The organism is Microbacterium sp. M28 (assembly GCF_025836995.1).
Classification (GTDB): Bacteria; Actinomycetota; Actinomycetes; order Actinomycetales; family Microbacteriaceae; genus Microbacterium.
Genome location: NZ_CP107546.1, coordinates 3,093,136 through 3,119,190 on the forward strand (window position 1 = coordinate 3,093,136; position 26,055 = coordinate 3,119,190).

Genomic DNA, 26,055 nt, shown 5'->3' on the forward strand with positions numbered 1-26,055 from the left:
CACCGCCCTAGCGTGTCCCTATGCCCAAAGTCGCGGCGGTCAGTCCGACCATCGTCTTCGGTGACATCGAGCGCAATCTCGAGTCGATCGTCACCGCCGTGGTCGAGGCTGCCCACCGGGGAGCAGAGCTCGTCGTGGCGCCGGAACTCGCCACCAGTGGCTATGTCTTCGAGGACGCCACCGAGGCGCGCGGTCTCGCCCTCCGCGCGGACGATGCGCTCTTGACGAACCTCGGGCACCGGCTTCCGGCGGATGTCATCACCGTCTTCGGCTATGCCGAACGAGACGGTGACCGGCTCTTCAACACGGCGGCGGTGATCGGCCACGGACGCCGGCTCGCTGACTACCGCAAGTCCCACCTCTGGGACCAGGAGAAGGCCGTGTTCACGCCGGGTGACCACCCGGGGCTCCTCGTGGATACCGACGACTTCCGCCTCGGAGTGGCCATCTGCTACGACAATGAGTTCCCGGAGGTCCCGCGCGGTCTTGCTCTCTCCGGCGCGTCGATCCTCGCGCTCCCCGTCAACTGGCCGCTCGTTCCGCGTCCACCGCAGGAGCATCCGCCCGAGACCGTCCAGGCCATGGCTGCCGCCCGCTCGTCACGCCTGCCCATCGTCATCGCCGACCGTCACGGCAGCGAGCGCGATGTGCCGTGGACGGGCGGCAGCGCGATCATCGATGCTCACGGGTGGATCGCCGACGAGCAGGTCGAAGGAATCGCGCTCGCCGATGTCGAACTCTTCCCGGACGACAAGGCCATCGGCCCGCGCAACGACGTGTTCGCCGATCGGCGCCCCGAACTCTACTGATCCACTCCCGAACACCACCTGCGCAACCGGCGCCCGACCGGGCCGCGCGAAAGGATGCCGTCATGGATGCCGCCCCCGCCGCTCCGCGCACCGCTGCCATCGAAGTCAAATCGATCGACTACGTGCCGCTCGACGAGCGCACCGGAAAGCCGACCTCACTGTTCCCGCTGTGGTTCATGTCCAACGCCAACCTCACGACCCTCGCCAGCGGAATGGTCGGTGTCGCGATGGGCGCGGACTTCCTCACTTCGGTGCTTGCCGTCCTGCTCGGCTGCGCCGTCGGTACGGTGTTCACCGCTTTCCACTCCGCCCAGGGACCGCAGCTCGGGCTGCCGCAGATGATCCAATCGCGTGCGCAGTTCGGGTACCGCGGCGTGGCGGTGATCTGCCTCGTGGTCATCGCCAGCATCGTCGGGTTCAACATCTTCAACCAGATCCTCGCCGCCGATGTCGTCGCGACCGTCACCGGCATGGACACCCCGCTGCTCTGGTACGCGCTGATCACGATCCTCGCGCTCTCACTGGCGATCTTCGGTTACCACTGGATCCACCGCACCCAGGCATGGCTCACCTGGCTCTTCCTCGCGACTTTCGGCCTCTTCTCCGTGCTGGCCATCTTCTTCGTTCCATTGCCCGCGGCGAGCTTCTGGTCCGGCGAGGTGAACTGGCCGGCTTTCCTGGTGCAGTTCGGGGCCGCTTCGGCGTACGCCCTGGGGTGGGCGCCCTACGTCTCGGACTACTCGCGTTACCTGCCGCCGCAGACCAGCCCCGCGAAGGCGTCGTTCTACACCTACTCCGGGGTTTTCGTCGGCGCCAGCTGGCTGATGATCCTCGGCGCGTACGTCGCGTCGCTCTTCGCCGGCCTCGATCCGATCGAGGCCGTCCGCCGAGCCGCCGACGAGGTCATCCCCGGCTCCGGAATCGTGCTCCTCGTGGCGGCTCTGCCCGCGCTCATCACAGTGATCACCGTGAACATCTACGCCGCCGCACTCGAGGTCATCGCGACGCTGGACTCGCTGCACGGTGTCCGCGCCACCCGCCGGCTGCGCATCATCGCCTGCGCGGTCGTCGCGGCATCCGGTTTCCTGGGCGCCGCACTGTCGTCGGGTGAGTTCCTCGACAGCTTCGGCAGCTTCCTCGTGGTGCTGCTGTACGTGCTCGTCCCATGGACATCGGTCAACCTCGTCGACTACTACTTCGTGCGCCGCGGCACCTACGCCGTCACCCAGATCTTCGAACCGCGCGGACTGTACGGTTCCTGGGGTTGGCGTGGCCTCACCGCCTACGCGGCCGGCATCGTCGCCATGGTGCCTTTCGTGTCGACCGTCTGGTACACCGGCCCCGTGGCGACGATGCTCGGCGGCATCGACATCGCGCTTTTCGCTGGCCTGATCGTCTCCGGCGGCGTCTACGCGCTGCTCGGCCGCTCGCTCGATCTCACCGCCGAGCGCGAGCTCGCCGCCGCCGAATCGGCGCGCACGGGCATCCGCTCTGTGGCCTTCGGCACGCGTTGAGCGCCCCCGTCGCGGGTGATCGCTGTATCGTTCTCGCGTGACTCTTGCTCAACTGAGGGCGTTTCTCGCAGCGATGGACTCGGGGTCCTTCACTGCAGCCGCGATGGAGATCGACTCCACCCAGGCCTCGGTTTCCGAACTCATCGCACGCCTCGAGCGCGAGCTCGGATTGCCGCTGTTCACCCGTGGCGGACGCCGGCTGGTGCCTACAGCGGCTGCTCGCGAACTGCGCCCGCACGCCCTCCGCGCGGTATCGGCGATCGGCGACGGCATGGGCGCGCTCGCCGCGCTTCGATCGCTCGACGGTGGCATCTGCACCTTCGGAGTCCTGCGCAACGCGGCCTACTACGACCTGTCCGATCTGGTCGAGACGTTCCATCTGCGCCATCCCCACGTGCGAGTGCGTCTGGTCGGCCTGAACTCGGCTCTCGTGGCGGAATCGGTCGCGACGGGCGAGATCGAGGCGGGACTGGTCGTGCTGCCGATCTCGGCGACCGGCCTGTCGGTGACCCCCCTGTTCCGCGACGAGGTCGTCTTCGCCTCGTCGACCCGCGCAGCACGTGGCGGCGCCATCGGCATCGAGGAGATCGCCGCCGCGAAGCTCGTGCTGTACGACGCCTACGCCGGCTGGAACGATCCCACGCGCCGGCAGCTTCTTGACCGAGCGCAGGCGCGGGGCCTGACACTCGAGCCCGCGATCGAAGTCGAACATGTCGAGACCGCCCTCGGGCTGGTGGCGGCTGGAGCCGCCGACACCATCGTGTCGCGCACCATCGCCGAATCCGACGCGTTCCCCGAGGACATCCGCACGTTCCCGCTCTCCGAGCCTCTGTACGACACCGTTGCCCTCGTGCAACGGGAGGGCGTGGTCATCTCGCCGGCGACACAGCGGCTCGCCGAACTCGCCCAGCAGATGCTGTTGGAACGCGTGACCGAGCACGGCGGACGCACGCGCCTTATCTGAGGTGGCACGGCCACGTTTCGCGGACGACATGACGAGGGGCCGGAGGGTCGCTCCGGCCCCTCGTGGTTCGGGTCAGTCGTCTTCCGTCGCCGTCACCATGACGCCCAGAGGCGCCAGGTAGCCGTTCGGGTCGATGGTCCAGTCGGCCGCGGCTGCCGCCTCGATGACCTCGGGCGCCCACTCCAGGTAGACGCGGTCGTCTCCGCCGTTGATCACGAGGATCTCGCCGGGTCCTGACTCGCCGTCCTCCACGCAGGAGTACGACCGCCAGGCGCCGACAGGCACCGAGAATGAGTCACCGGCGCCGAGCGTCACGGTGGTGGACGGGTCGTCGTTGACGGTGATGGCCCAGCGCCCCGACTTGATCAGCAGCGCCTGCGTCTGCTGGTGGCGATGCGTGAGCACCCCCTGCCCGGCCTCCGCCCGCACCCAGGCGAGGTTGAAGGAGTGCGGCTCGTGGATGGACGGCACCTGCCGACGGTTCTCCGTCATGCCGTACCCGATCACGAGCGCGACATCCGCCCGGCCGCCGTCGACGGCCGCGCACAGCAGCGAGTGCGACGAGTAGGCGCGATCGCCCGGCTGGACCACACGCGAACGCATCTCCTCGACCGAGTACGTCGTGAGCTCGTCGATGTACTCCTGCTTCATCGGCGTGATCAGGGCGACGTCGTCCGGCAGTTCGTCACCGGCGACGGTGTCGATCAGCCGGTTGTCCGCGGTCAGGTGCAGGCCGTAGGACTCGGCTTCACGCAGCACGGACGGCCCCCAGATGATTCCTCCGGTGTCGTCGCGCCCGAGCACGGTGTAGAGGATGCCCTCATCCGGGCCCTCGTTCGTGAACCCGCGGAAGATCCACGTCGGGATCGAGATGACATCGCCATCGTGGCTGATGTACTCGCCCTGCTTGCCGTCCACGCCCCAGCGGAGGCGGAACTCGCCGCCCAGGTTGATGAACACCTCGGCGGTGAAGTGCAGGTGCAGGTTGTTCGAGATGCCGTTGGGCATACCGGCGGCGCCGGTGTTGAACCCGTGGTTCTCGGTCAGGTTGATGTACTGGCTGGCGTTCTGCGACACCCCGACCCCGATGAAGGAGTAGTTCTCCTTCTGGTCGGACCCCGGGGTCCGACAGTCGATGAATGCCGAGTTGCACGGGACCCAGTCCGAGCGGCGGATGGTCCGGCGCTCGATCTCCTTCGTGTCGACGATGACGTCGCTCATGGTCTTCTCTTCCTCTTCTCGATCAGTAGATGTTGCTCGGACCGACCGGCTCGTCGCCGCGCATTCCGGCGATCTGCGCGCGCAGCGCGATGTCGTCCCAGAGACGCACCTCTTTGACCAGCGCGCCCTTGTGGAACGTGAACTGCGAGATGCCGAGCACGTCGACGGGCTTGCCCGTCAGCGGGCCGTAGTTGGGCTTGCCGTTGTAGGTGCCGACGAACTTCCAGGTGACGGCGACGCGCAGACCCGCGTAGCGGACGTCGTAGTTGGTCTGGATGTCGCGGATCTCGAACTGCCCACCGGGGAACGCCTCGAGGAAGCCGAGCAGCGCGCGGCGGTAGCCCTCGGGCCGGATGATCACCCGGTTGCCGACCGTCACCAGAACCAGGTCGCGGTCGAAGTACTTCTCGACCTTCTGCAGGTCGCGCTCGTTCCAGACGGTCTGGATCATGTCGATCACGCGCTCGACCTCGGAGCGGTGGTCGTCCGGGCGGGGGCCGGAGTCGCCGACCGAGATCGGGTCGGCGGGTGCCGGCTCGGTCCACGAACCCGTGTACCCGCGGAAGGCTTGCGCCCTGGCGAGCTCGTCGAGGTCCGCGCCGCGAGCCAGCGCGCCGGCGAGCGAGTCGCGGACGACCCACTCCTCGACCATGCGCCCGCGCCGGTACAGGCAGTTCGCGATCGTGCGGCTGTGCTCCGAGGTCAGCAGGCTGCCCGAGAGCACGAGGTGCGAGCTGAGGAACGCGTCGTCGCCGCGCGCCTCCCAGATCACGTCCTCGGCCTGCCCGGTGCGATCCGGCGTGGCCGAGATGCGCATGAGAGTGCCCTCGATCACCTCGTCGCGCGTCGTCGAGGTTCCGTACGCGCCGTGGACGATCGAGTCCGGCTCGTAGTTCTCGCGGATGTAGCTGATGGAACGATCGACCCAGATGAGGTCGGTGACCTCGCGGATGAAGTCATCGGGGTCGGTGTAGGGCTGATAGGCGACCGGATCCAGTGGCACGCTCGTTTACTCCTTCGTGAGACGTCGTCGACCATGAACCTCGATGCTCACGGACTGGCGATGATTGGCAGTGTATGCGTATGCACAACCGGATGCAAGGGTCATCGCTCAGACACACGCGTGTCAGGCCAGATGCACCGCTCAGGAGGCGGGCGCCTCCGCGAGACTGCGTCGCGCGACGAACGCCGAGGCGAATCGGGTGCGCTCGAGCGGAGCATCCGGAGCCTCGATCCTGCGCACCATCAGGTCGGCCGCGGCGGCCGCCATCCCCCCGATGTCGTAGCCGACCGTGGCCAGATCGATGATCGGCCAGGATGCCTCGGGCAGGTCGTCGAACCCGACGATCGAGAGGTCCTCCGGAACCCGCAGACCCGCGCGATGCGCGGCGTTGAGCGCCCCGTAGGCGACGACGTCGTTGCCGCAGAACAGCAGCGTCGGGCGATCGGGTCCCTGCAGCAGCTCGCTCGCGCCGGCCTCGCCGGCCGCGGCGCTGTAGACACCGCGTCGGATCGCCGACTCATCGAGGGCGATGCCGTGCTCGCGGAGGGCGTCGGTCAGCGCGCGCTCGCGGACCTGCGCCGTGCTGGTGTTGCTCGGCCCGAGCACGGCGCCGACCCGACGGTGACCGTGTTCCGCGGCGGTGGCGACGGCCTCTCGGTAGCCGGGAGCGGGGTCGACGACGGCCGCATCGGCGTCGACGAGCGAGCCGGTCCGGTTGAAGTAGACGAACGGCAGTCCGCGGTCCTTGAGCCGCACGGGCGCGACCGAATCCATCGTCATCGTCGCGAGAATGACGCCATCCAGGCCGTTGGCGGTGAGGCGCTCCGCGATCGTGTCGTTGTCTGCCGACTCGGTGTGCAGCATGAGCTGGTAGCCGAGACGCTCGAGCTCGCGATGGGCCGGGGCGATGATGTGCGAATAGAACTGGTTGTCGAGGTCGGTCAGCAGCAGTCCGATCCGGCGCGTGCGTCCGGAGGACAGTGCTCGGCCGGCTTCACTGGGGACGTATCCCAGCACCTGCGCGGCTTCGCGGACCCTGACCTTCGTCTCGGCGGAGACCCGCGGATCATCCCGCAGCGCACGCGACACTGTTGGCTGCGAAACGCCGGCCAGCCGCGCGACGTCCCTACTGGTAACCACCATTGGCTGTCCCCCTCCGAGCTCTTCGGATTCTAGTGCGCTTGACCGTCTGTGCATACGGGGTCATACTTGCCACATACGTATGCATTGAAAGGATCAGTCTATGCCCCTGCATCTGAAGAGCGCGCCGACGAAGACGTTCGCTGACACATCGCAGCAGGATGTCGCCGAGCGCGTGCGGGATATCATCGCGGATATCCGGGAGAACGGCGATGACGCCGTCCGCCGCTACGCGGAGAAGTTCGACAACTGGAGCCCGCCCTCCTACCGGCTCTCAGACGACGAAGTCGACGACATCATCGCGACGCTGGATCCGCAGGTCATCGCCGACATCGAGTTCGTCCAGACGCAGGTCCGCCGCTTCGCGCAGGCGCAGCGCGACTCGCTCGTCGACATCGAGGTCGAGACGCTTCCCGGCGTCTTCCTGGGTCAGAAGCACGTGCCGGTGCAGGCCGCCGGTGCCTACATCCCCGGCGGCAAGTACCCTCTCACCGCCTCCGCGCACATGACGATCATCACCGCGAAGGTCGCCGGCGTCCCCCGGGTCGTCGCGTGCACGCCGCCCATCCGCGGCGAGATCCCCGCGGCCACCGTGGCCGCGATGAAGATGGCGGGCGCCGATGAGATCTACGTCCTCGGCGGAATCCAGGCTGTGGCGGCGATGGCCGTCGGCACCGACACGATCGAGCGGGTCAACATGATCGCCGGCCCAGGCAACGCCTATGTCGCCGAGGCCAAGCGCCAGCTGTTCGGCGAGGTCGGCATCGACCTGTTCGCCGGTCCAACCGAGATCCTCATCGTGGCCGACGAGCACGCCGACCCGTTCTTCACCGCGGTCGACCTGCTGTCGCAGGCCGAGCACGGCCCGGAGTCCCCCGCCGTCCTCGTGACGACGTCGCAGGCCCTCGGCGAACAGGTCATCGAGTGGATCGAGAAGCTGCTCCCCGGGATGTCGACGCGCGACTACGCCGAACCGGCCTGGCGCGACTGGGGTCAGGTCATCGTCGCCGAGGATCTGGACGAGGCGTACCGCATCGCGGACGACTTCGCGTTCGAGCACGTGCAGGTGTTCACGCAGAACCCGCGGGAGGCGCTCACCCGCATGCACGATTATGGCGCGCTCTTCCTCGGGGAGAACACCTGCGTCTCCTACGGCGACAAGGTGATCGGCACGAACCACGTGCTCCCGACGCTGGGCGCCGCTCGCTACACGGGCGGGCTGTGGGTGGGCAAGTACCTGCGCACGGTCACCTATCAGGAGGTCACCTCGGCCGAGTCGTCCGCGCAGCTCGGCGAGGTGTGCGGTCGCGCGTCGCGCGTCGAACTGTTCGAGGGCCACGCCCGCTCGGGCGACGCCCGCGCCTGGCGGCACGCCGGAGCGGAGTACGAGTGGATCGAGGCGGCGCACCCCGCGGAGGCAGGCGTTCGATGACGGACCTCACCGATCGCATCGCGGTCGTCACCGGCGGCGGCAGCGGACTGGGCGCGGCGATCGCGCGGTCCCTGCACGCCGCCGGTGCGGAGGTCATCCTGGTCGGCCGCGACACCGCGAAGCTGGAAGCCGTGGCGACCGAGCTCGGCTCCCGAGCACGGTGGATCGCCGGCGACGTGTCGGATCCGGCATCCGTCGCCGCCCTGGCGGAATCGCTCGAGGGCACCGAGGTGTCGATCCTCGTCAACAACGCCGGCATCGCCGGGCCGGTGTCGGCGCTGGTCGACATCGAGGTCGACGACTGGGACGAGGTGTTCGACGTCAACGTCCGCGGCACGTTCATGATGTGCCGCGCGCTGCTGCCGGGCATGATCGCTCGAGGCGACGGCGACGTCATCAACGTCGCGTCGGTCTCCGGCAAGCGCCCGCTCGCACATCGGACCCCGTACTGCGCTTCGAAGATGGCGGTGATCGGCCTGACCTCGACGCTGGCGTTCGAGGTCGGCCCTGCCGGGGTACGGGTGAACACCCTCTCCCCCGGCCCCGTGGCCGGCCCGCGCATGGAGCGCAACTTCCGCCTCGAGGCGCAGCGCTCCGGCTCGTCGGTCGAGGATGCCGAGGCGGCGTTCGTCTCGCGTTCGGCGCTCGGCCGCATGGTCACCGAGGCGGAGGTCGGCTCCGCGGTCGTCGCGATGCTCGGGATGCCGGGGATGTGCGGCGCGGACGTCGACCTGTCCGCGGGCATGGTGGCGTGATGACCGCGTCACTGCGGGAGCGAGCGCTGGACGGCGAGCGGCTCGTGGGTGTCCTCGTGCGGATGCCGGCGGAAGAGCTCGTCGAGATGTCGGCGATCGCCGGCATGGACTTCGTGCTGATCGACTGCGAACACGGACCGGCGGATCTCATCGCGCTGCGCAACCACATCGCTCTGGCGGGCGTGCACGACGTGCCGGTCGTCGTGCGCGTGGGCGAGGACGACCGCAACCAGATCCTCCGCGTCCTCGATCAGGGGGCGCAGGGCATCCTCGCCCCGCATCTGGACACATCGGATGACGCGGCCGCCCTGGTGGATGCCGCGATGTATCCGCCGGTCGGGTCGCGCGGCTTCGCGACGTACAGCCGCGCCGGACGGTTCGGGCAGACACCACCGGCGGCGCACAAGGACTGGTTCCTGGAGAACACGCTGGTGCTGGGCATGATCGAGTCGCCGGGCGGCGTCGCTGCCGCGGCGGGGATCATCGCGACGCCTCGGCTGGACGGCATCATGATCGGGCCGGCCGATCTCGCGGCCTCCAGCGGGGAATCCGATCCACCGCTCGCCGAGGCCATCGCCTCCGTGAACGCCGAGCTCGCTGCGGCCGGTTCGCTGCGGATGGACATCGTCGGCACCCGCGAGGGCGGCGAGCAGGCGTTCGCGGACGGAGCGAACCTGGTCGTCTACAACCTGGCGTCCTCGCTCATGCAGCATCTGCAGGCATTGGCGGCGCCGACCCGCTGAGCACGCGCCGAGCGGCAGGGGATCCACGGCCTCCCGTCAGATCCGCTGCCGCTCGCGCCAGGTGCCGACGAGATCGCTGAACTCCCGCGGCCGTTCGAGGGGCACCAGGTGCCCGGCATCCACGGAGACCAGGCGCGTACACGCGATCTCATGGGCGATCTCGGCGTGGAAGGTCGGCGGGCACAGGGCATCCTCGCGGCCGGAGATGACCAGCGCCGGCATCGGCAGCCGCGACAGCCGGGGCAGCAGATCGGTGCGCGTGCTCTGCATGCGCAGCTGCGCGCGCAGGTGCGCCGCACTCGTCTCGTCTCCCATGCGGAGCGTGCGCTCCACGAGATCGGGTCGGCGCAGGCGGACGTCTTCTGAGAGGAGCAGTGGAAGGATGCCGTGCTGCAGGTCGCGTGCCGTGTCTCCGGCATCCAGTCGGCGCAGCCATTCCTGCCAGCCGTCCTGCTGCGCCCGTGTGGGGGCTTTCGCGTTCGTCGAGGAGAGGACCAGTCCGGTCACGCGCTCCGGCGCCCGCAGGGCGAGCGCCATCGCGACGATGGCGCCCAGGGAGAGCCCTGCGAGGACGAACCGATTCGGCAGTTCCGCGAGGAGCGCGTCGACCTGATCGTCGATCGTCTCGTGCGCGAGCGACGGCGTCAGCGTCTCGCCGAACTCGCAGTCGGACCAGAGGTCCGCCGAGCAGTTCATGCCCGGCAGCAGGACGATCGGATGCACGTCAGCCCTTGACGGCGCCGTCGCTCAGACCCGCCACCAGGTATTTCTGCGCGATGAAGGCGATCACGAACACCGGGATGGTCAGGAGCATGGATGCCGCGCCGGCCTGCTGCAGCATCGGCAGCGTCTGCCCGAGCTGTGTCGCGATGAACACCGGAACCGTCTTGGAGGACGTATCGGTGAGTACCAGGGCGGTGAGGTACTCCTGGAAGGCGAACAGGAAGACGAAGATCCCCGCGGTGAGGATGCCGGGGCCCATGAGCGGGATCATGACGCGCCGCAGCATCCCGATGCGGGTGCAGCCGTCGATCATCGCGGCCTCGTCCAGTTCGCGCGGGATCTCGGCGAAGAAGTTCCGCAGCAGCCAGATCGTGAACGGCTGGTTGATCGCGACCAGGGCGATGGCGAGCGCGAAGGTGGTGTCGTAGATGCCGATGGCGCGGCTGATGTCGTACATCGGCAGCACAACGGCGAAGCGGGGCAGGGCGCGGAAGATCAGCGCAAGGATCAGCAGCAGCGCCGACACGTAGCTCGGGAAGCGCGACAACGCGTAGGCCGCCGGGATGCCGATGACGAGGGCGATCACGGTCGAGACGACGGCGACCACGATGGTGTTGACGAGATAGTCCGCGAAGTAGGTCGTCTGCCACAGGTCCACGAAGGCCGTGAGGGTCGGCTCGTATCCCCACAGCACGGGCGGGTTCGAGAAGGCGACGTCGGTCGGCTTGGTGACCGACAGCGCCATCCAGATGAACGGACTGAGCATCACCACGCACAGGATCGCCAGCAGGATGCCGGTGATCACCGGCGGCCGGCGACGGGAGCCGGAGCGGCGCTTGCCGGTGCCGGCCGTGGTGACGGCGCGGGTGGAAAGGTCGAGGTCCGTGAGCGTCATCGTTCGGCCTTCGCTTCCTTGAAGATGCCCCGGATGAACGGGATCAGCATGATGAGGATGAGGATGATCGTGAGCACGTTGATCGCGCTGCCGAGCCCGAGCTTCTGGGCGCCGTCGGCGAAGGCGACGGAGTAGACGTAGAGCATGATCGACTCGTTGCCGATCGACGCGGCCTGCGGGGAGAGCGGGATCAGGTTGTCGAACATGCGCAGCACGTCCATGATCGTGATCAGCGTGACGAAGCCGAGCACGCCGCGGATCGTCGGGATGATGACGTGCAGGTGCGTCTGCAGGGCGTTCGCGCCGTCGATCTTCGACGCCTCGCGCAGCTCTGCCGGCACGCCCTGGAGGCCGGCGAGGATGATGAGCATCGCGAACGGCAGCATGTGCCACACGGTGTTCGCGATGACGAGGATGGCGTTGGGCACCTGGTCGGTGAACCAGAGCACCTGCGTGCCGCCGAAGAAGCCGATCAGCCGGTTGACGACCCCACCGAAGTTGTCGTCGAACAGCCACGAGAACGCGACGGCGCCGACGAGGTTCGGCAGCACGTACGAGACGAGCATGATGCCCAGCACCAGCGGTCGCGACGTGGTGATGCGGTTGATGCCGGTGGCGATGATGTAGCCGAGGAAGAGCAGGATGATCGTCGTCACGACGGTCACCGCCACCGTGAACATCACGGCGCTGCCGAAGCGCGGATCGGTCAGTGCGTCGGCGAAGTTGGCGAAGCCGACGAACGTTCCAGGGGTTCCGTACCTGACCTCTTCGAGACTCCACTGGATCGTCTTGATCAGCGGGAGGACGAGGAGTCCTCCCATCACGACGACGCTCGGGAGCACGAGCAGCCAGAATTCACGTGCCTTCATTGGCATCCTTTCCGGGGTGACGGTGATCCGGATGCCGTGGCTCCCGGATCACCGTCATCGGACGTCGGTCGAACTCAGCCCGCGATGTTCTCGCCGGCGGCCTGCATCTGTGCGAGACCATCGTCCACGGTCGTCTTGCCGTTGATGACGTCGACGAGGATCGGACGGATCTCGTTGGTGATGTCGGCCAGCGAGGCGTTGACGATCGGCGGCATGGCCGACGCGATCGAATCGTTGGCTGCTTCACCGTACGGCGAGTTGTCCGCGGTCACCATGCCCTCGCGTGCCGGGTAGGCCGCGGGGACGGAGGCGGTCGAGGCGTCCTCGCTCACGGCCGACGCCATCATGACGAACAGCATCTCGTGATCGAGCTTCGTGTTGAAGGGGATCGACCAGCCGTCGATGGAGAGCCGGTTGTAGGAGAACTCCGCGTCGGAGGTCAGCTTGGGGGCCCCGGCGAAGCCGAAGGAGTCGGCGAGCTTGGAGTTCGCGGGCAGCGTCAGGTCGTTCATGCGGCCGGAGAACATGATGGACATCGCGGCGGTGCCGTTGTACATCTGCTGCTGGACCTTGGGCTGGTCGAACGTCGTGACCTGCGGGTCCATGTAGGGCTTCAGTGTGATGAGCGCTTCGAGCGCCTGCTTCGCCTCCGGCGTGTTCAGGGTGACGTTGCCTGACTCGTCGACGAAATCAGCGCCGAGCGAGTTCATGGCTGCTTCGTAACTGGTCGTGACATCGCTGGTCGCGAGCCAGGGCAGCGCGATCGGGTAGTCCATGACTCCGGCATCCTGGATCGCCTGGGCCGCCGCGATCATCTCGTCGAAGGTCGTCGGCACGTCGAGTCCGAGGTCTTCGAACACGTCGGTGCGGTAGGCCATGACGAACATCTGTGCCTGCATCGGCAGGGCGTACAGTTCCCCGTCGAACGACATGCCCTCGCGCATCGATTCGCTGATCGCGTCCAGGCCGTAGTCGTCGGCGTACTTCTCGTACAGGTCGTTGAGGGGGACGAGCTTCTCGTCGCTCGCGAGGCCGGGGATGACGAATCCGTAGGTCTCGATGATGTCGTAGGTGCCGGTTTCACCGGAGAGGGTCGCGGTCGTCTTGGTGACCTGCCCGCCGAAGTCGATGGGGTCGTGCTTCAGGGTCACATCGTCGGTGGTGCAGCTGGAGACCATCGTGTCCGTGAACGGGTCGATGGCGGAGGAGTTGTAGGCGAGGACGTTGACCGTCGTCTTACCTTCGGGCGCGGTGTAGTCGCACGACACCGTTGTCGCGTTCTCGTTGTCGGTACGACTGCCGGCTCCGCAGCTGGTGAGGGCGACTGTGCCCACGGCTGCGAGTGCGAGAACCGGCAGGATCCGATGCTTCATGTGTGCCATACGGCCGATGGTATACGTATGCAGTCGAGTATGGGAAGCCTAAGTTAGAGAATCCTCCATAACGGTCTGAATACGTATACTTATCCATTTTGACGCGGAATGCCGCGTGCTATGCGAGTCGGCGGGCGGTCGATGTCGGCGCGGCGGCGTACGCTGAGCTCACCTCACCGACGAGGCAGTCTCGACACGAGATGAAGAGCATACGGAACCGGAGTGAAGAACATGAACGAGACGATCATCACCGTCGTGGGCAACCTGACCGCCGAACCCGAGCTGCGCCAGACGCAGGGCGGGGTCGCGGTCGCCAGCTTCACAATCGCCAGCACGCCGCGCAGCTTCGACCGACAGGCGAACGAGTGGAAAGACGGCGACGCTCTTTTCATGCGCTGCTCCGCCTGGCGGGATCTTGCGACGAACATCACAGGCTCGCTCACCAAGGGCATGCGCGTGATCGCCAGCGGGCGGCTGCAGCAGCGCGAGTATCAGGACCGCGAGGGCAACAACCGCGTCAGCATGGAGCTGCAGATCGACGAGATCGGACCGTCGCTGCGATATGCGACCGCGCAGGTGACGCGCGAGGAGCGGTCGGGCGGGAGCTTCGGAGGCGGGCAGGCCCGGGATGCTGCGGTGACTGCGCCTGCGGGGGCCGGCGGTGGATCGGGCACGACGGACGGATGGGCGGCGCCGGGGCAGAGCTGGGCGGCGAGCGGGGTGGATGAGACGCCGTTCTGACTCCCATCGATGTGCGCGGAGCCGCTATGTGCAGCGCGACGCGATCGCCAGACTTTCGGCCATCTCCAGGATCCGGTCGGCTTCCCGCGGATCGGTGAACGCATTGGGCGCCGGGCGCTCGCGCGGTGAACCCGACAGTTCGAAGGCCGCGGAAGGCACGTAGTACTGTCCGGGCACGGCGTCGGATGCCAGCGCGGCGAGCGCAGTTTCCGCTGCTTGGCGAGGCGTGCTGCCGAGGCGTTCGACGAACCGGCTGGTGGCGGCGGGCGCCCGTTTGCGAGCGTCGGCCGCGATGCCGGTGCCCGGCACCACGCCGGGATGGCACAGTTGCACGTTCACGCCCCAGATGCCTGCGACGCTGGACTGAGCGAGCGCGTAGGCGTAGATCCCGAGTGCACGCTTGGATGCCGCGTAGGCACGCAGCGGGTGATATCGCCGCTCGGATTGCAGATCATCCAGTCGCCCGTGCGGGGCGGCGAGGCTGAGCTGCACGGCAATACGTGCGCGGCTGCGTCGAAGCAACGGCAGCAGCAGTAGCGTCAGCGCGTAATGGCCGAGGAAGTTGGTCTGGAGATGCAGCTCGATCCCCTGCTCGGTCAGGTGACGCTCGGCATCGCCGAGTAGCACGACGCCGGCGTTCATCACGTAGAGATCGACGGCCTCGCCCTCGGCGCGCAACTCCATCGCGAGTGCCGTCACGGTCTCCGGACGGGCGAGATCGAGATCGCGGACGTCGATCTCGGCGTCCGGGACCGATGCGAGGATGCTGCGGGCGGCGGCATCTCCCCTGAGCCGGCTGCGCACCGGGAGGATCAACCGTGCGCCTTCCTCCGCCAGGCTGCGGGCGATCTCGAGTCCGACGCCATTGCTGGCGCCTGTCACGAGCGCGCGTTTGCCCGTCCACCGACCTGACATCACGACTCCGATTCGCGCAGAGGATCCATTCAATGATCAAGAGCGCGCGGGGTCCTGCCTGATACATCTGGCAGGACCGCAGGCCATGTCAGCAGTAGTTGCAGACCCGCTCGGGGGTAGTGACGACCGCGAGGCCAAGGAGCGTGTGCCGGGCGCTACTCTGATCGTCGTGCACGCTGCACTTTTCGGGGAGAAACGAGGACTCCATGCCGCCACAACCCACCCTGCTTTTTCTGCACGGCGTCGGGACCGGAGACCACGAGGATCATTGGTGCACCACGCTTGAGAAGAGCTTGTCCGCCGCAGGCTACCCCGATCTCATCGGTACCACCACAATCGCACCGCACGAGGAATCTGGGGATACTCACACATGACCGCGATGACCACGCCGCCTACGTTGGCGCCACAAAGCCCTGCCCGAAAGACACCGATCTGGGCCAAGCTCCTGCTCGCCCTCTTCATCCTCGCGCTCATCGGTGGGGCCGCATTCGCCGGCGTCGTGCTGGGCAAGTTTCTCGGCGCTGCCGAGTCCCGCGACACCCAGGTGATCCGGTCGATCAAGGGTGAAGAACAAGTCGTCCTCCTGACTGCCGGGATGACAGACGTCGAGGAGGAGCGTGCCGACGGCCTGAAGCTCGCGATCGGCGACGTCCAGCTCCTCACGCTTCCGGGCACCGAGCGTTCAGTACTGGTGCGCTACGACTACGACGCGAAATTCGGGATCGAGGGAAAGGACGTGGATATCGTCCCGACGGGCGACAGCTCATATCACGTCCACATCCCCGAGTTCATCTCGCTGGGCTATGCCAACCCCGAACTGAGCGTGGCCAACGAAGAGAACGGCGTCCTCAGCTGGACAACCCCGAAGATCGACACCGACGAGGTGTTCGAGGAAATTCTGTCCGACCACGCGATAGACGAGCACGTCGAAGGCTTCCGTTCTGTCCTCGAAGATCAGGCCGAGGCGTTCTACACCCGCATCGCGGAGGCTATCGATCCTGACATCACGCTCGAGTTCGAGTTCACGTCATGACCGGACCTGACGCCTCGGAACGAGTCGACCCACCTCACGAGGTTGACGGACAGCCGTTTCTCGACGCGACTTCCGAGGCGAAGTCCCGGTACGGCCGGTTCAACCTCGCCGTGATCGGTGGCACGGGTGTGGGCAAGTCCTCACTCGTGAACGCAGTCTTCGGTCGCGACTTGGCCAAGGTCGGCAAAGGCTTACCGGTGACTCGCGGCGTGCACTACCACCATGACGACTCGCTCGGCATCTGGGACATCGAAGGCTTCGAGATCGGTTCGGCCGTTCCTCCGGGCGAGCAGTTGAAGCGTCATCTGGAGACGATCTCCCAACGGACGTCTGCGGAGCAGATCGCGGTCGTCTGGTACTGCGTGAAAGCCAACGACGACCGCCTTACGCCCGCTGACATCGAGATGATCCGGGAATTGGATGCCCGCGGTCTGCCGGTGATCCTCGTCCTGACCAAAGTCGACTGGGCGCGAAATCCGATCACGGGCAAGTACACCGCGGCCAAAGGGCTGGAAGAGTTCGTCGACTGGTTGGAGCATCCGGTCGACGAGAACGGACAGCCGCTCGCTATCCCCTACGAGCGCGTCATGCTCACATCGACCAGCGATCCGAACGGGAAGGGCAAGGGCCATGGACTCGGTGAGCTTGTCGCGGAGACGCTCGCACTCTCCCCCGAAGACGCGAAGGACGCCTTTCGCATTGCTCAGCGGCTCAACCTCCCGTGGAAGCGCGAGATGGTGCGCCCCATCATCGCCGGAGCCGCAGCGCTCGCAGCCACGGCAGCGGCGACGCCCATCCCCGTCGCGGATGCGGTGGCCTTGGCGCCGATCCAGCTCGGAATGATGGGCCGCATCGCAACGATCTACGACCTGGAGCTCAAGACGATGATGTCTGCCGGGGCACTGGCCCAGCTCGGCGTGCAGATCTCTGGGCAGGCACTGACGCGCAGCTTCATCAAGTTGGTTCCGGGCGTCGGTAGCGTCGTGAACGCGGGCGTCGCCGGCGCACTCACCGCGGCCACCGGCGAAGCGTGGATGCGCCTCTGCGAGCAGATATACACGGGCAAGATCGATCCGGCGACCTTGATGGATGGCGTAAGCGACTACCTCCCGAACTTCTTCGATGTGGCCCGCAAAGTGATGATGCAGAAGACCGCCAAGCCCTGACACGAAGTGCTCCCTCACCCCACGGCATCCACATCGTTGTCAGATGCACGAGCCAGGTGATTAGGCTTCCGGCATGACCGACCACGCGGTGCCGAATCTGCCATCCCGCGACTTCGACGCCACGATCACGTTCTACGGAGGGTTCGGGTTCGGACTGGTCCATCGCGACGCTGGCTGGCTGATCCTCCGCCGCAGGTCGCTCCAGTTGGAGTTCTTCGCGTTTCCCGGCCTCGTGCCCGAGGAGAGTTCCTTCATGTGCAGCATCCGCGTCGACGATGTCGATGAGCTGTACCGGCAGATCAGGGCGACCGGGGTCATCGAGGCGTCCGTCGGGTTCCCTCGGCTGCACCCCGTGGAGCCTCAGCCTTGGGGGCAGCGAGCGGGCTTCCTCGTCGACCCGGATGGGACGCAGCTGAATCTGATCGAGAACGTCGCCTGACGGTGTGTGGCGCTTCGACAAGCTCAGCGAACGAAGGGCGGGCGCGCGCTTCGACAAGCTCAGCGAGCTAGGAGGTGATCCCCCGCATCAGCACTCCCACCACAGCATCCACCTGCTCTGCCCCGAGCACCTTCCCCTGCAGCGCCCCGTAGCTGGCCATCGCGACGAACTGATCGGCGATCACCGCGGCATCCACGTCCGCCCGCACATCCCCGGCCTCGACCGCACGAGCCAGCCGTTGCGACACCCATCCGCGGATCGGCGCCGCCAGCTTCTCGTTCAGCGCGGCACCCAGTTCGGCATCGGTCGCGGTGACGGCGATGAGCGCCCGCGCGAGCGCCACGCCCTCGGCATCCCCCAGCGATGCGGACATCGCAGTGAACCACGCCCGTAGGTCAGCCTCGAGATCCGAGGTCTGCGGCAGCGCGATGTCCGCGCCGGGCAGCGTTCCGTCGAGCAGCGCCTCCCCCAGGATCGCCGCCTTCGACGGCCACCAGCGATAGATCGTCTGCTTCGAGACACCGGCCGCTGCGGCCAGCCCCTCGATCGACGCGGACGAGTACCCCTCATCCACGAGCGCGGCGCGCATCGCCGCCAGCACGGCCTGGCGCGCCTGTTCGCTTCGAGGTCTCGGCACGCTCACAGGCTACCGAGTAGTACCCTCAGAAATAACTAGACGCACCGTTGCGTTATATAGAGAAAGCGAAAGAAGGAGACCACGATGGCCCTGACCGCACACTCCACCATCGGCGAATGGCTGAACGATCCCACCGGCGGACCGCTCATCCGCGGCCTGTTCGAGAAGACCGGCGCCGACCCCGAAGTCCTCACCCCCGTCCTCGGCCTGCCCCTGCAGCAGCTCGTCGCCATGAGCCAGGGCGCCCTGCCCCAGGCCGTCGTCGACGACCTCGTCCGCTCTGCCAACGGCGGCGAGATCCCCGAGGATGCCGAATCCACCGGCTGGACCGAGAAGCCCACCACCGGCCGCTTCGCCGGCAAGACCGTGATCGTCACCGGCGCGGCATCCGGCATCGGCAGGGCCACGGCATCCCGCATCGCCCGCGAAGGCGGACGCGTCGTCGCGGCCGACATCTCCGCCGAGAAGCTCGAGGCCCTCAAGGCCGAACTTCCCGATGTCATCACGGTCGCGGGCGACCTCACGAAGCAGGATGCCATCGACGCAGTTATCGCCGCCGCCGGCGACAAAATCGACGGCCTCGCGAACATCGCCGGCATCAACGACGATTTCTCCCCCGCGGGCGAGACGACGGATGCCGTGTGGGACCGCGTCATCGCCATCAACCTCACCGCACCGTTCAAGCTCATGCGCGCGGTCCTGCCGATCATGGAAGCCGCCGGAACCGGCGCGATCCTCAACGTCTCCAGCGAAGCGGGCCTCCGAGGAAACTCCTCCGGCAACGCCTACACGGCCAGCAAGCACGGCATCATCGGCGTCACGAAGTCGGCGGCGTTCATGTACGGGCCGAAGGGCATTCGCGTGAACTCCGTCGCTCCGGGCGGCGTCGCCACCGGCATCCCGATGCCCCCGAACATGTCCGAGTACGGCTCCGCGCGCCTGGCGCCGTTCCAGCAGGCGATCCCCACTGTGGCGACGGCCGAGCACCTCGCCGCCTCGATCACGTTCCTGCTCTCGGACGACGCCGTGAACATCAACGGCGCGATCCTCGCCTCGGACGGCGGCTGGTCGGTTCAGTAAGCCCCGGATGCGCGGGGCGATGGTCCTCGCCCCGCGCATCCCCCTTGTCCGGGTGCCAGAGCCCGACTTACGCTGTGCCGCATGTTGAAGATCGTGTCGATCGTGATCCGCGTCAGCGACCTCCCCGCGCAGTCCCGTTTCTGGCAGGCTGCGCTCGGCTACGTCGAGCGGGATCCGGCGGACGAGGACTGGGTCGTCCTCACACCGCGTGATGCAGACGCCCCCTGCATCGCCCTGGATGCCCATCATTCCGAGCGGATCCTGCCGCCACGCATCCACCTCGACATCTACGCCGACGACCAGGCCGCCGAGGTGCGTCGACTCACCGAGCTCGGCGCCCGCGAGGTGCACTGGGACAACCTGCCGGAAGACGCCGATTACGTGATCATGGAAGACCCCGAGGGCAACCGCTTCTGCATCGTCGATCGTCCCGACTGGTCGGGTTGGCGTCCCCAGCCCGCACACTGACGTCGGATGCCGTAGCCGCTGCCCGTCCCCGCCTCAACCCCCTCGGCGCAACCCGGCCGAGCGGGCATCATTGCATGTGCAGCATCCGACGACAGGGAAAGGTGACACCATGACCGACACCATCGACGAGCGCAAGAAGGTCGCCGAGCTCATCAAGGACTTCCGCTTCGCCATGTTCGCGACCCGGCACACGGACGGCAAGCTGGTGGCCCATCCGCTCACCGTCCAGGAAGCGGAGTTCGACGGCGACCTGTGGTTCCTGGTCTCGAAGAAAGCGTCTCCGGTGGCGGACCTCGCCGCCGACTCCGAGGCGAACGTCTCGTTCAGCTCCTCCGACTCGTGGGTGTCGCTCTCCGGCACGGCCCGCCTCATCGAAGACCGCCAGAAGATCGAAGAACTGTGGAACCCGGTGGTCGAAGCGTGGTTCCCCGACGGACCGGACGACCCCTTCGTCGGCGTGCTGAAGTTCACGGCCGAATCGGCGGAGTACTGGGACAGCCCCGGCGGGAAGATCGCCACCGCCTTCAGTTTCGTGAAGTCCAAGCTCACGGGAAGGCAGTACGACGGCGGCGACAACGCCAAGGTCGACCTCTAGGAGCGCAGGTCAGCGCTCACTACGGACAGCCGCCCCCATCGCCGCGAACGCCTCTTCAAGGATCGGCCGCGGCGTGGCGAACACCACACGTACGAAGTCCTCGTACCCGCGCCCGAGCAGGCGTCCTTCGGTGAGGACGACCCCGGCCTGGTCGCGGAAGAACTCCGCGGGCGGGCCGGGGATGCCGAGGGCTTTCGTGTCGATCCAGCCGATGTACGTCGCCTCCGGCTCCCGATACACGGCGCCGGGCAGATGCTCAGACACCAGCGATCCGAGCAGCGTGCGCGAGCCGTCCAGGTAGTCGATCACGCCGTCCAGCCACGGCTTCCCCGCCCGGTACGCGGCCGTCGAGGCCACCACGCCCAGCGTCGCCGCGCCGTGCTGCACCGAGAACCCGAAGCCGCGGTAGAGCTGCTGATCGGCATCGTTCGACGTGATCAGCTGCGCCGTCTTGAGGCCCGGGATGTTCCACGCCTTCGACGCGCTCGTACCGGTGATGGTGTGCGCGGCGGTCGCCTCCGACACCGACGCGTACGGGATGAACGGTCGCCCGCCGAACCGCAGCGGAGCATGGATCTCATCGGCGAACACCCGCCCACCGTGCCTCTCGACGATCTCGGCGATGGCCTCGAGTTCGGCGCGATCGGCGACGGTCCCGGTCGGGTTGTGCGGGTTGCACAGCACGAGCGTGCGGGCACCGGCGGCGAACGCCTCGTCGATGCGCTGCAGGTCGTGCTGCCACCGACCGTCGACCTCGACGCCGGGGACCTCGATCACCGGATGCCCGATCGTGGGCAGATATGTCAGGAACGGCATATACGCCGGAGTCGGCACGATCACCGGTGACCCGGCCGGCGCGTACTCCTCGACCGCCACCCGCAGGACGGCCATGACATCGGAGACGGCGTGCACCCGCTCGGGGTCGACGGCCCAGCCGTATTCGGCGCTCATCCAGTCGGCCGTCGCGCTACCCAGCTCCGCGGCGAGCGGAGGCGAGAGGTAACCGAGGTTCTCCTCGTCGATCGCGCGGTGCATCGCCTCGGCGATCTCGGGCGCGACCCCGAAGTCCATCTCGGCGACCCAGGCACCGATGCGCCCCGGATGCAGACTCCACTTGCGGCTCTCGGGCCGATCGAGCTGGAAGCGGGTCCTGCTGTCGAACGGATGCTGTGCCGTGCGCGCGGCGGTCGTGGTCTGAAAGTCGGACACGCGGGACTCCTTCACAGCAAGCGGGGAACACCCAATCTAAGGACGACGGACCGCGTGCGCACGTCTCGTTTCCGCGGATGACAGGGACCCCGCGCGGACGAGCGTCACTCCCCCATGAGTTCCCGCGGATGCCGGTCGTAGACGTTCGCGTCCTCTGACGGGCCCTCCTCGGTACGCACGGTGTGCTGCACCTGGCGCGCCGCAGCCGCTCCGCGCCCGACCTTCACGGCCTCCGCCTTCGAGGTGAAGCTGGTGCCCAGAGTGCGGGCCTCTCCCTCGATGCGGTTGAACCAGATGCCGTCGCGCTGGAACGTCTCGATATCGCCTGCAGCCATGCGGTTTCCCTTCTCTCTGCTTCAGTCCTACGGGGGCATCCCGCGGGCGACGACCCCCTTGACACGCTGATTCCACCGGCGCGGTTTCCGATGTCGCACCCCGGTGCGACAATGCCGTCATGAAGCTCAGCGAGCTCGTCTCCACTGCCGAAGAGGTCGCCGCCACGTCATCGCGCCTCGCGAAGATCGACGCGCTCGCGCGGCTGCTCGCGCGCGCGGATCCCGGCGACATCGCACCGCTGATCGGTCTCCTGCTCGCGTCACCGAGACAGGGCAGGCTCGGCGTCGGATGGCGCGGGCTCGCCGTCCTCGACCTCACCCATGCCGATGACACGATCCTGACGATCGCCGACGTCGACGCCGCCCTCGATGCGCTCGCCACGGCATCCGGAACCGGTTCGGCGGCGGTCCGCACCGACGCGCTGACCGATCTCGCCTCACGCGCGACCGCTGCGGAGTGGGACTTCCTCGCCCGCGCCATGCTCGGCGAACTGCGCACCGGCGCGCTCGGCGGGGTGCTGCTCGATGCGATCGCGCGGGCATCCGATCGGCCGGTCGCCACCGTACGGCGGGCGGCGATGCTGTCCGGCGACCTCGGCGAGACCGCTCTGCTCGCCCTCACCGGATCAGCCGAGGATCTCGAGAACGTCGGACTCCAGGTGGGGCGTCCCGTCCTGCCGATGCTCGCCGGCACCGCCGCGACGCCCACCGCCGCGCTCGAACTCACCGGCGAGGCCTCGGTCGAGTACAAGCTCGACGGAGCCCGCATCCAGGTCCATCGCCGCGGCGACGACGTCAGCGTCTACACGCGCAGCCTCGCCGACATCACGCACCGCGTGCCCGAGCTCGTCGAGATCGTGCGCGCTCTCCCTGCGAACGATCTCATCCTCGACGGCGAGACCCTCGCACTCGATGAGGACGGCGGGCCGCGGCCGTTCCAGCAGACCATGTCGCGCTTCGGAGCCGACGTCTCACGCGAACTCGCACTGCGCCCGTGGTTCTTCGACCTGCTGCACGTCGACGGGCGCGACCTGCTCGACGAGCCGCTCTCCACCCGCCTCGCTGAGCTCGAGCGCATCGCCGACGAGTGGCGGATGCCGGGCATCGTCACCGCCGATCCGGAGGCCGCCGAGCAGCTGTCCCGCGACGCCCTCACCGCCGGGCACGAGGGCGTCCTCGTCAAGGCGATCGACTCCCCGTACACGGCGGGGCGGCGCGGCAAGTCCTGGGTGAAGGTCAAACCCGTCCTCACCTACGACCTCGTGGTGCTCGCCGCCGAATGGGGATCCGGCCGCCGCCGGGGAAAGCTCTCCAACCTGCATCTCGGCGCCCACGACCCGACCGGCGAGTTCGGTGAGCCGGGCGGGTTCGTCATGGTCGGGAAGACCTTCAAAGGGCTCACCGACGAACTGCTGCAGTGGCAGACCGACACCTTCCCCGGCTACGAGACGCACCGCTCGCCCGGCGCCGTCTTCCTGCGGCCCGAGCTCGTCGTCGAGATCGCGATCGACGGCGTCCAGCAGTCGCCGCGCTATCCCGGCGGCATCGCCCTCCGCTTCGCCAGGGTCAAGGGCTACCGCCCCGACAAGACCGCGACGGATGCCGACACGATCCAGACCCTGCGGGCACTGCTGCGCGGCTGAACCCGCCTCATCCGAGGTCGAGCTGAGCGCGCCCGTCTCCCAGATAGAAGACGTACACGCTGCGGCCCACCTGCATCTGCCGAAGCCGCTTCGCCGGAATCGTCTCCCGGCCCTCGATCAGCTTCGTCCTGCCGTCCTCCGCCCACGACGCCCGGTACCGAACGGTCACCGCGCCCGTCTCGCTGGTACCGACGTGACGCACGTCATCCAGTCGCACTTTGATGCGGCGACCGTGCTTGCGGAACTGCCGATCGCGGATGAACAGCGAGACGATGAACCCCACCAGGATCACCACGACGATGAGGACGACGAGGGTCACGAGGGAGCCGCCGCATCCGCGCCCGAAGTGTCCGCTGGTGTCGCCCGGGTGGCCCACCCTGCCCGTACGACCGTGCCGACCACCGCGATCGCCGCAGCCAGCACCGCCGGCCACCACACCTCCGCGAGTGCCAACGGGAACACCTGCGCGGCGGCTTCGGCCATCTCGACCGGATTCCCCTGCAGCACCCGCATCCCCAGACCGTAGCCGATCGCGGTGAACAGCGCAGGCACCACCCACACCGACAGCAGCGCGACGACCCACACGACCAGTCGACCAGCCGGACGCACCCCGCACCACACCAGCGCGCCGCCGACGACGACGCCCGGCAGCCAGTGGCCCACCATCGAGATCACCGGCGGGGGACCCATCGGACCGGCGAACGCGCCGAACCACCGCGCGACCCAGGTCGCGAAGGGCACCGCCGCGAGCGCGATCGCCAAAGATGCGACGGCGACCGACGGCCGCGCCGTCATCCAGAGGCCGAGCTGCGCCAGCAGTGCCGCCGCGATCGTGCCCCCCAGTAGCCCGCCGAAGTACAGCACCTCCCGCGCTCCAGCCGAGCCACGCAGTATCCCGAGCCCTTCGGCGAGCACGAGGAAGCTCTGCGCTGCGGCGATCACATGCACGACCGCCACGCCGAGCGCCGCGGGCCACAGCACCATGGCGCGCCGACGGCGCGTCACCCGCACCGCGAGACCGGCGAACACCCCACCGAGCAGCACGAGCGAGAACAGCATCGTCGCGGAGTACTGGCTCAGCGGCAGCAGCACGAACGGCATGGCTTCGGGCATCACCTCGGTCGCCCAGAGATTCTGCAACGGCAGCGTCCCGGCGACGGCCCACGGCAGAAGTCCCAGCACCGCCCCGGCGACGCCGATCGCGAACGGCAGCAGCCGGCTGGACGTCGCGCGAGAAGCCGGATTCGCATCGGTCATGCTCACACGCTGACACACGATGCCGGAAACATCGCGAGCAGAGCCGGAACGGCCGAAAGTGTCCGGGGAGAACTGCCCATCGCCGCGCGCAACGGAGCGCCTAGGCTGAGGGCGCACGCGGCACTGCCGCGTCGTGCCGGGTGGACGCTGTCATCCGGCGCAACCGTTCGACGTGATGCCGGGGGACTTTCGTGAACGATGCAGCGCTCTTCTGCACCGAGGTCCCGCTCTCGCGTCCAGGGCGGCACGACCTGGAGAAGCTGGTGACGCGATGACCGCGCGAGCGCGCGCCGCCCTCTTCGTCTTCGGAATCCTCACCCTGGCTCTGACCGGCTGCACGGGACCGGCGCCGGCCGAAGAAGCGGCGAGCACGCTGACCTGGGAAGAGGCCAAAGCCGACACGCAGGCGATGGAACGGCAGATCGCTGCGCTCGTGCCGACCGAGGCCGTCATCAGCGTCGACCAGAACGAGAAAGGCGGACTCTTCCGCTGCGATGAGGTGCAGCACCGCTGGAAAGGCATCACCACCGTGACCCTGGTTCCCGGCGCTGACCCCGAGTCGATCACGAAGGACATGGAGCAGAAGATCGACACCCTCTTCCCGGCGGGCGAGTTCGAGGTGACCAACCGCCGCGGCATCACGGACGACTATGTCGCGACTGTGGAGTCGCCGACGACCGGGGAGGGATACCTCTTCGGCCAGGGACGCCCCGGCACCATCGTCATCGATTCCTACTCGGTCTGCTTCACCCTGCCCGAAGGCACCTACCCCGGCGGCGACTTCTAGCGTCAGGCTCCCGGCTGCGCTCCGCCGAATCGCTCCGCAGACGCGACCTGCTCGGCGACGCGCCGCAGCGCGAGCAGCAGCGGTTCGACGAGCACCGATCCGAGCACGACGTAGCGCACGGCGGCCTCGGCGGATTCGGTCGGCGTCGCGGCGACCTCGGCATCCGCGATCGCCCGGATGCTCTCCAGATACACCGGCATCGCAGCATCCGGTACAGCGAAGCCGGCCCGCTCGAGGCCGTCCAGAGCACGGGCGACGTCACCGAGGGCAGACCCGGCACGCCGAGCCAGCGGCATCCTGATCCTGACC

At 67.7% G+C, this 26,055-nt stretch carries 29 protein-coding genes; 15 read left to right on the forward strand and 14 right to left on the reverse strand.

Annotated elements, in window-relative coordinates; all coding sequences use genetic code 11:
- Positions 1–20: 20 nt before the first annotated feature.
- The 3 genes from OED01_RS14965 (at position 21) to OED01_RS14975 (ending at position 3,287) form a co-directional block, all read left to right on the forward strand.
- Positions 21–809 (forward strand): nitrilase-related carbon-nitrogen hydrolase, encoded by a 789-nt coding sequence (locus tag OED01_RS14965; RefSeq protein ID WP_264156077.1) that lies wholly within the window; start codon positions 21–23, stop codon positions 807–809.
- A 62-nt stretch (positions 810–871) separates the two neighbouring features.
- A complete protein-coding gene (locus OED01_RS14970) occupies positions 872–2,323 on the forward strand; it encodes a purine-cytosine permease family protein (protein WP_264156078.1) in 1,452 nt (483 codons plus the stop codon).
- A 37-nt stretch (positions 2,324–2,360) separates the two neighbouring features.
- A complete protein-coding gene (locus OED01_RS14975) occupies positions 2,361–3,287 on the forward strand; it encodes a LysR family transcriptional regulator (RefSeq protein ID WP_264156079.1) in 927 nt (308 codons plus the stop codon).
- Between the two features lie 72 nt (positions 3,288–3,359).
- Here the strand turns inward: OED01_RS14975 and OED01_RS14980 are convergent, their stop codons facing one another.
- From OED01_RS14980 to OED01_RS14990, 3 genes are all read right to left on the reverse strand, one after another.
- A complete protein-coding gene (locus tag OED01_RS14980) occupies positions 3,360–4,508 on the reverse strand; it encodes a cupin domain-containing protein (protein ID WP_264156080.1) in 1,149 nt (382 codons plus the stop codon).
- A 22-nt stretch (positions 4,509–4,530) separates the two neighbouring features.
- On the reverse strand, positions 4,531–5,511 hold the full coding sequence (locus OED01_RS14985) for a nuclear transport factor 2 family protein (RefSeq protein ID WP_264156081.1): 981 nt from the start codon (positions 5,509–5,511) through the stop codon (positions 4,531–4,533).
- A gap of 141 nt (positions 5,512–5,652) precedes the next feature.
- Positions 5,653–6,708, reverse strand: a complete 1,056-nt coding sequence (locus OED01_RS14990) for a LacI family DNA-binding transcriptional regulator (RefSeq protein ID WP_318841112.1) — start codon at positions 6,706–6,708, stop codon at positions 5,653–5,655.
- Between the two features lie 46 nt (positions 6,709–6,754).
- Between OED01_RS14990 and hisD the strand changes: the two genes are divergently transcribed.
- From hisD to OED01_RS15005, 3 genes are read left to right on the forward strand one after another with little or no spacing between them, the layout of a single operon-like run.
- Positions 6,755–8,083, forward strand: coding sequence for a histidinol dehydrogenase (hisD, locus tag OED01_RS14995; RefSeq protein WP_264156083.1), 1,329 nt, complete (start codon positions 6,755–6,757; stop codon positions 8,081–8,083).
- Positions 8,080–8,838, forward strand: a complete 759-nt coding sequence (locus OED01_RS15000; protein ID WP_264156084.1) for an SDR family NAD(P)-dependent oxidoreductase — start codon at positions 8,080–8,082, stop codon at positions 8,836–8,838. The genes hisD and OED01_RS15000 overlap by 4 nt, the downstream gene beginning before the upstream one ends.
- Entirely contained in the window at positions 8,838–9,581 is a 744-nt protein-coding gene (locus OED01_RS15005; RefSeq protein ID WP_264156085.1) for an aldolase/citrate lyase family protein, read from the forward strand. Before OED01_RS15000 ends, OED01_RS15005 begins: the two co-directional genes overlap by 1 nt.
- A 36-nt stretch (positions 9,582–9,617) precedes the next feature.
- Here OED01_RS15005 and OED01_RS15010 read toward each other — a convergent pair whose 3' ends face one another.
- The 4 genes from OED01_RS15010 to OED01_RS15025 form a co-directional block, all read right to left on the reverse strand.
- Complete coding sequence (locus tag OED01_RS15010) at positions 9,618–10,304, reverse strand: alpha/beta fold hydrolase (RefSeq protein WP_264156086.1); 687 nt, start codon at positions 10,302–10,304, stop codon at positions 9,618–9,620.
- Between the two features lies 1 nt (position 10,305).
- Complete coding sequence (locus tag OED01_RS15015; protein WP_264156087.1) at positions 10,306–11,199, reverse strand: carbohydrate ABC transporter permease; 894 nt, start codon at positions 11,197–11,199, stop codon at positions 10,306–10,308.
- Positions 11,196–12,068 carry a carbohydrate ABC transporter permease gene (locus tag OED01_RS15020; RefSeq protein ID WP_264156088.1) on the reverse strand — a complete coding sequence of 291 codons (873 nt, stop codon included), beginning with the start codon at positions 12,066–12,068 and terminating at the stop codon, positions 11,196–11,198. The genes OED01_RS15015 and OED01_RS15020 overlap by 4 nt, the downstream gene beginning before the upstream one ends.
- A gap of 74 nt (positions 12,069–12,142) precedes the next feature.
- The gene (locus OED01_RS15025) at positions 12,143–13,450 is read right to left on the reverse strand and encodes an ABC transporter substrate-binding protein (protein WP_264156089.1); all 1,308 of its coding nucleotides are present in this window, start codon (positions 13,448–13,450) and stop codon (positions 12,143–12,145) included.
- A 222-nt stretch (positions 13,451–13,672) separates the two neighbouring features.
- Here OED01_RS15025 and OED01_RS15030 point away from each other — a divergent pair, with 222 nt between their 5' ends.
- A complete protein-coding gene (locus tag OED01_RS15030) occupies positions 13,673–14,182 on the forward strand; it encodes a single-stranded DNA-binding protein (protein ID WP_264157984.1) in 510 nt (169 codons plus the stop codon).
- 24 nt (positions 14,183–14,206) lie between these two features.
- On the opposite strand, the gene OED01_RS15035 is transcribed toward OED01_RS15030, so the two are convergent.
- Positions 14,207–15,097, reverse strand: a complete 891-nt coding sequence (locus OED01_RS15035; RefSeq protein WP_264156090.1) for an SDR family NAD(P)-dependent oxidoreductase — start codon at positions 15,095–15,097, stop codon at positions 14,207–14,209.
- A 370-nt stretch (positions 15,098–15,467) separates the two neighbouring features.
- On the opposite strand from OED01_RS15035, the gene OED01_RS15040 reads away from it, so the two are divergent.
- From OED01_RS15040 to OED01_RS15050, 3 genes are all read left to right on the forward strand, one after another.
- Positions 15,468–16,130 carry a hypothetical protein gene (locus OED01_RS15040; protein WP_264156091.1) on the forward strand — a complete coding sequence of 221 codons (663 nt, stop codon included), beginning with the start codon at positions 15,468–15,470 and terminating at the stop codon, positions 16,128–16,130.
- Positions 16,127–17,296 (forward strand): GTPase family protein, encoded by a 1,170-nt coding sequence (locus OED01_RS15045; protein ID WP_264156092.1) that lies wholly within the window; start codon positions 16,127–16,129, stop codon positions 17,294–17,296. Before OED01_RS15040 ends, OED01_RS15045 begins: the two co-directional genes overlap by 4 nt.
- A 73-nt stretch (positions 17,297–17,369) precedes the next feature.
- On the forward strand, positions 17,370–17,735 hold the full coding sequence (locus tag OED01_RS15050) for a bleomycin resistance protein (protein ID WP_264156093.1): 366 nt from the start codon (positions 17,370–17,372) through the stop codon (positions 17,733–17,735).
- 67 nt (positions 17,736–17,802) lie between these two features.
- Here the strand turns inward: OED01_RS15050 and OED01_RS15055 are convergent, their stop codons facing one another.
- Positions 17,803–18,372, reverse strand: coding sequence for a TetR/AcrR family transcriptional regulator (locus tag OED01_RS15055; protein WP_264156094.1), 570 nt, complete (start codon positions 18,370–18,372; stop codon positions 17,803–17,805).
- Between the two features lie 84 nt (positions 18,373–18,456).
- On the opposite strand from OED01_RS15055, the gene OED01_RS15060 reads away from it, so the two are divergent.
- The 3 genes from OED01_RS15060 (at position 18,457) to OED01_RS15070 (ending at position 20,515) form a co-directional block, all read left to right on the forward strand.
- Positions 18,457–19,452 carry an SDR family NAD(P)-dependent oxidoreductase gene (locus OED01_RS15060; RefSeq protein WP_264156095.1) on the forward strand — a complete coding sequence of 332 codons (996 nt, stop codon included), beginning with the start codon at positions 18,457–18,459 and terminating at the stop codon, positions 19,450–19,452.
- 81 nt (positions 19,453–19,533) lie between these two features.
- Positions 19,534–19,920: a VOC family protein gene (locus tag OED01_RS15065; protein ID WP_264156096.1), complete on the forward strand. Its 387-nt coding sequence runs from the start codon at positions 19,534–19,536 to the stop codon at positions 19,918–19,920.
- Positions 19,921–20,029: 109 nt separating this feature from the next.
- Positions 20,030–20,515 carry a pyridoxamine 5'-phosphate oxidase family protein gene (locus OED01_RS15070; RefSeq protein WP_264156097.1) on the forward strand — a complete coding sequence of 162 codons (486 nt, stop codon included), beginning with the start codon at positions 20,030–20,032 and terminating at the stop codon, positions 20,513–20,515.
- 9 nt (positions 20,516–20,524) lie between these two features.
- Here the strand turns inward: OED01_RS15070 and OED01_RS15075 are convergent, their stop codons facing one another.
- Positions 20,525–21,724: a MalY/PatB family protein gene (locus tag OED01_RS15075; protein ID WP_264156098.1), complete on the reverse strand. Its 1,200-nt coding sequence runs from the start codon at positions 21,722–21,724 to the stop codon at positions 20,525–20,527.
- Positions 21,725–21,828: 104 nt separating this feature from the next.
- Positions 21,829–22,059 carry a DUF2188 domain-containing protein gene (locus OED01_RS15080; RefSeq protein WP_264156099.1) on the reverse strand — a complete coding sequence of 77 codons (231 nt, stop codon included), beginning with the start codon at positions 22,057–22,059 and terminating at the stop codon, positions 21,829–21,831.
- A 119-nt stretch (positions 22,060–22,178) separates the two neighbouring features.
- On the opposite strand from OED01_RS15080, the gene OED01_RS15085 reads away from it, so the two are divergent.
- A complete protein-coding gene (locus tag OED01_RS15085; RefSeq protein ID WP_264156100.1) occupies positions 22,179–23,702 on the forward strand; it encodes an ATP-dependent DNA ligase in 1,524 nt (507 codons plus the stop codon).
- 7 nt (positions 23,703–23,709) lie between these two features.
- On the opposite strand, the gene OED01_RS15090 is transcribed toward OED01_RS15085, so the two are convergent.
- Positions 23,710–24,021, reverse strand: a complete 312-nt coding sequence (locus OED01_RS15090; protein WP_264156101.1) for a hypothetical protein — start codon at positions 24,019–24,021, stop codon at positions 23,710–23,712.
- Positions 24,018–24,959, reverse strand: coding sequence for a hypothetical protein (locus OED01_RS15095; protein ID WP_264156102.1), 942 nt, complete (start codon positions 24,957–24,959; stop codon positions 24,018–24,020). The genes OED01_RS15090 and OED01_RS15095 overlap by 4 nt, the downstream gene beginning before the upstream one ends.
- Positions 24,960–25,230: 271 nt before the next feature.
- Here OED01_RS15095 and OED01_RS15100 point away from each other — a divergent pair, with 271 nt between their 5' ends.
- Positions 25,231–25,746 carry a hypothetical protein gene (locus OED01_RS15100; protein ID WP_264156103.1) on the forward strand — a complete coding sequence of 172 codons (516 nt, stop codon included), beginning with the start codon at positions 25,231–25,233 and terminating at the stop codon, positions 25,744–25,746.
- A 2-nt stretch (positions 25,747–25,748) separates the two neighbouring features.
- Here the strand turns inward: OED01_RS15100 and OED01_RS15105 are convergent, their stop codons facing one another.
- Positions 25,749–26,042 (reverse strand): hypothetical protein, encoded by a 294-nt coding sequence (locus OED01_RS15105; protein WP_264156104.1) that lies wholly within the window; start codon positions 26,040–26,042, stop codon positions 25,749–25,751.
- Between the last annotated feature and the right edge of the window lie 13 nt (positions 26,043–26,055).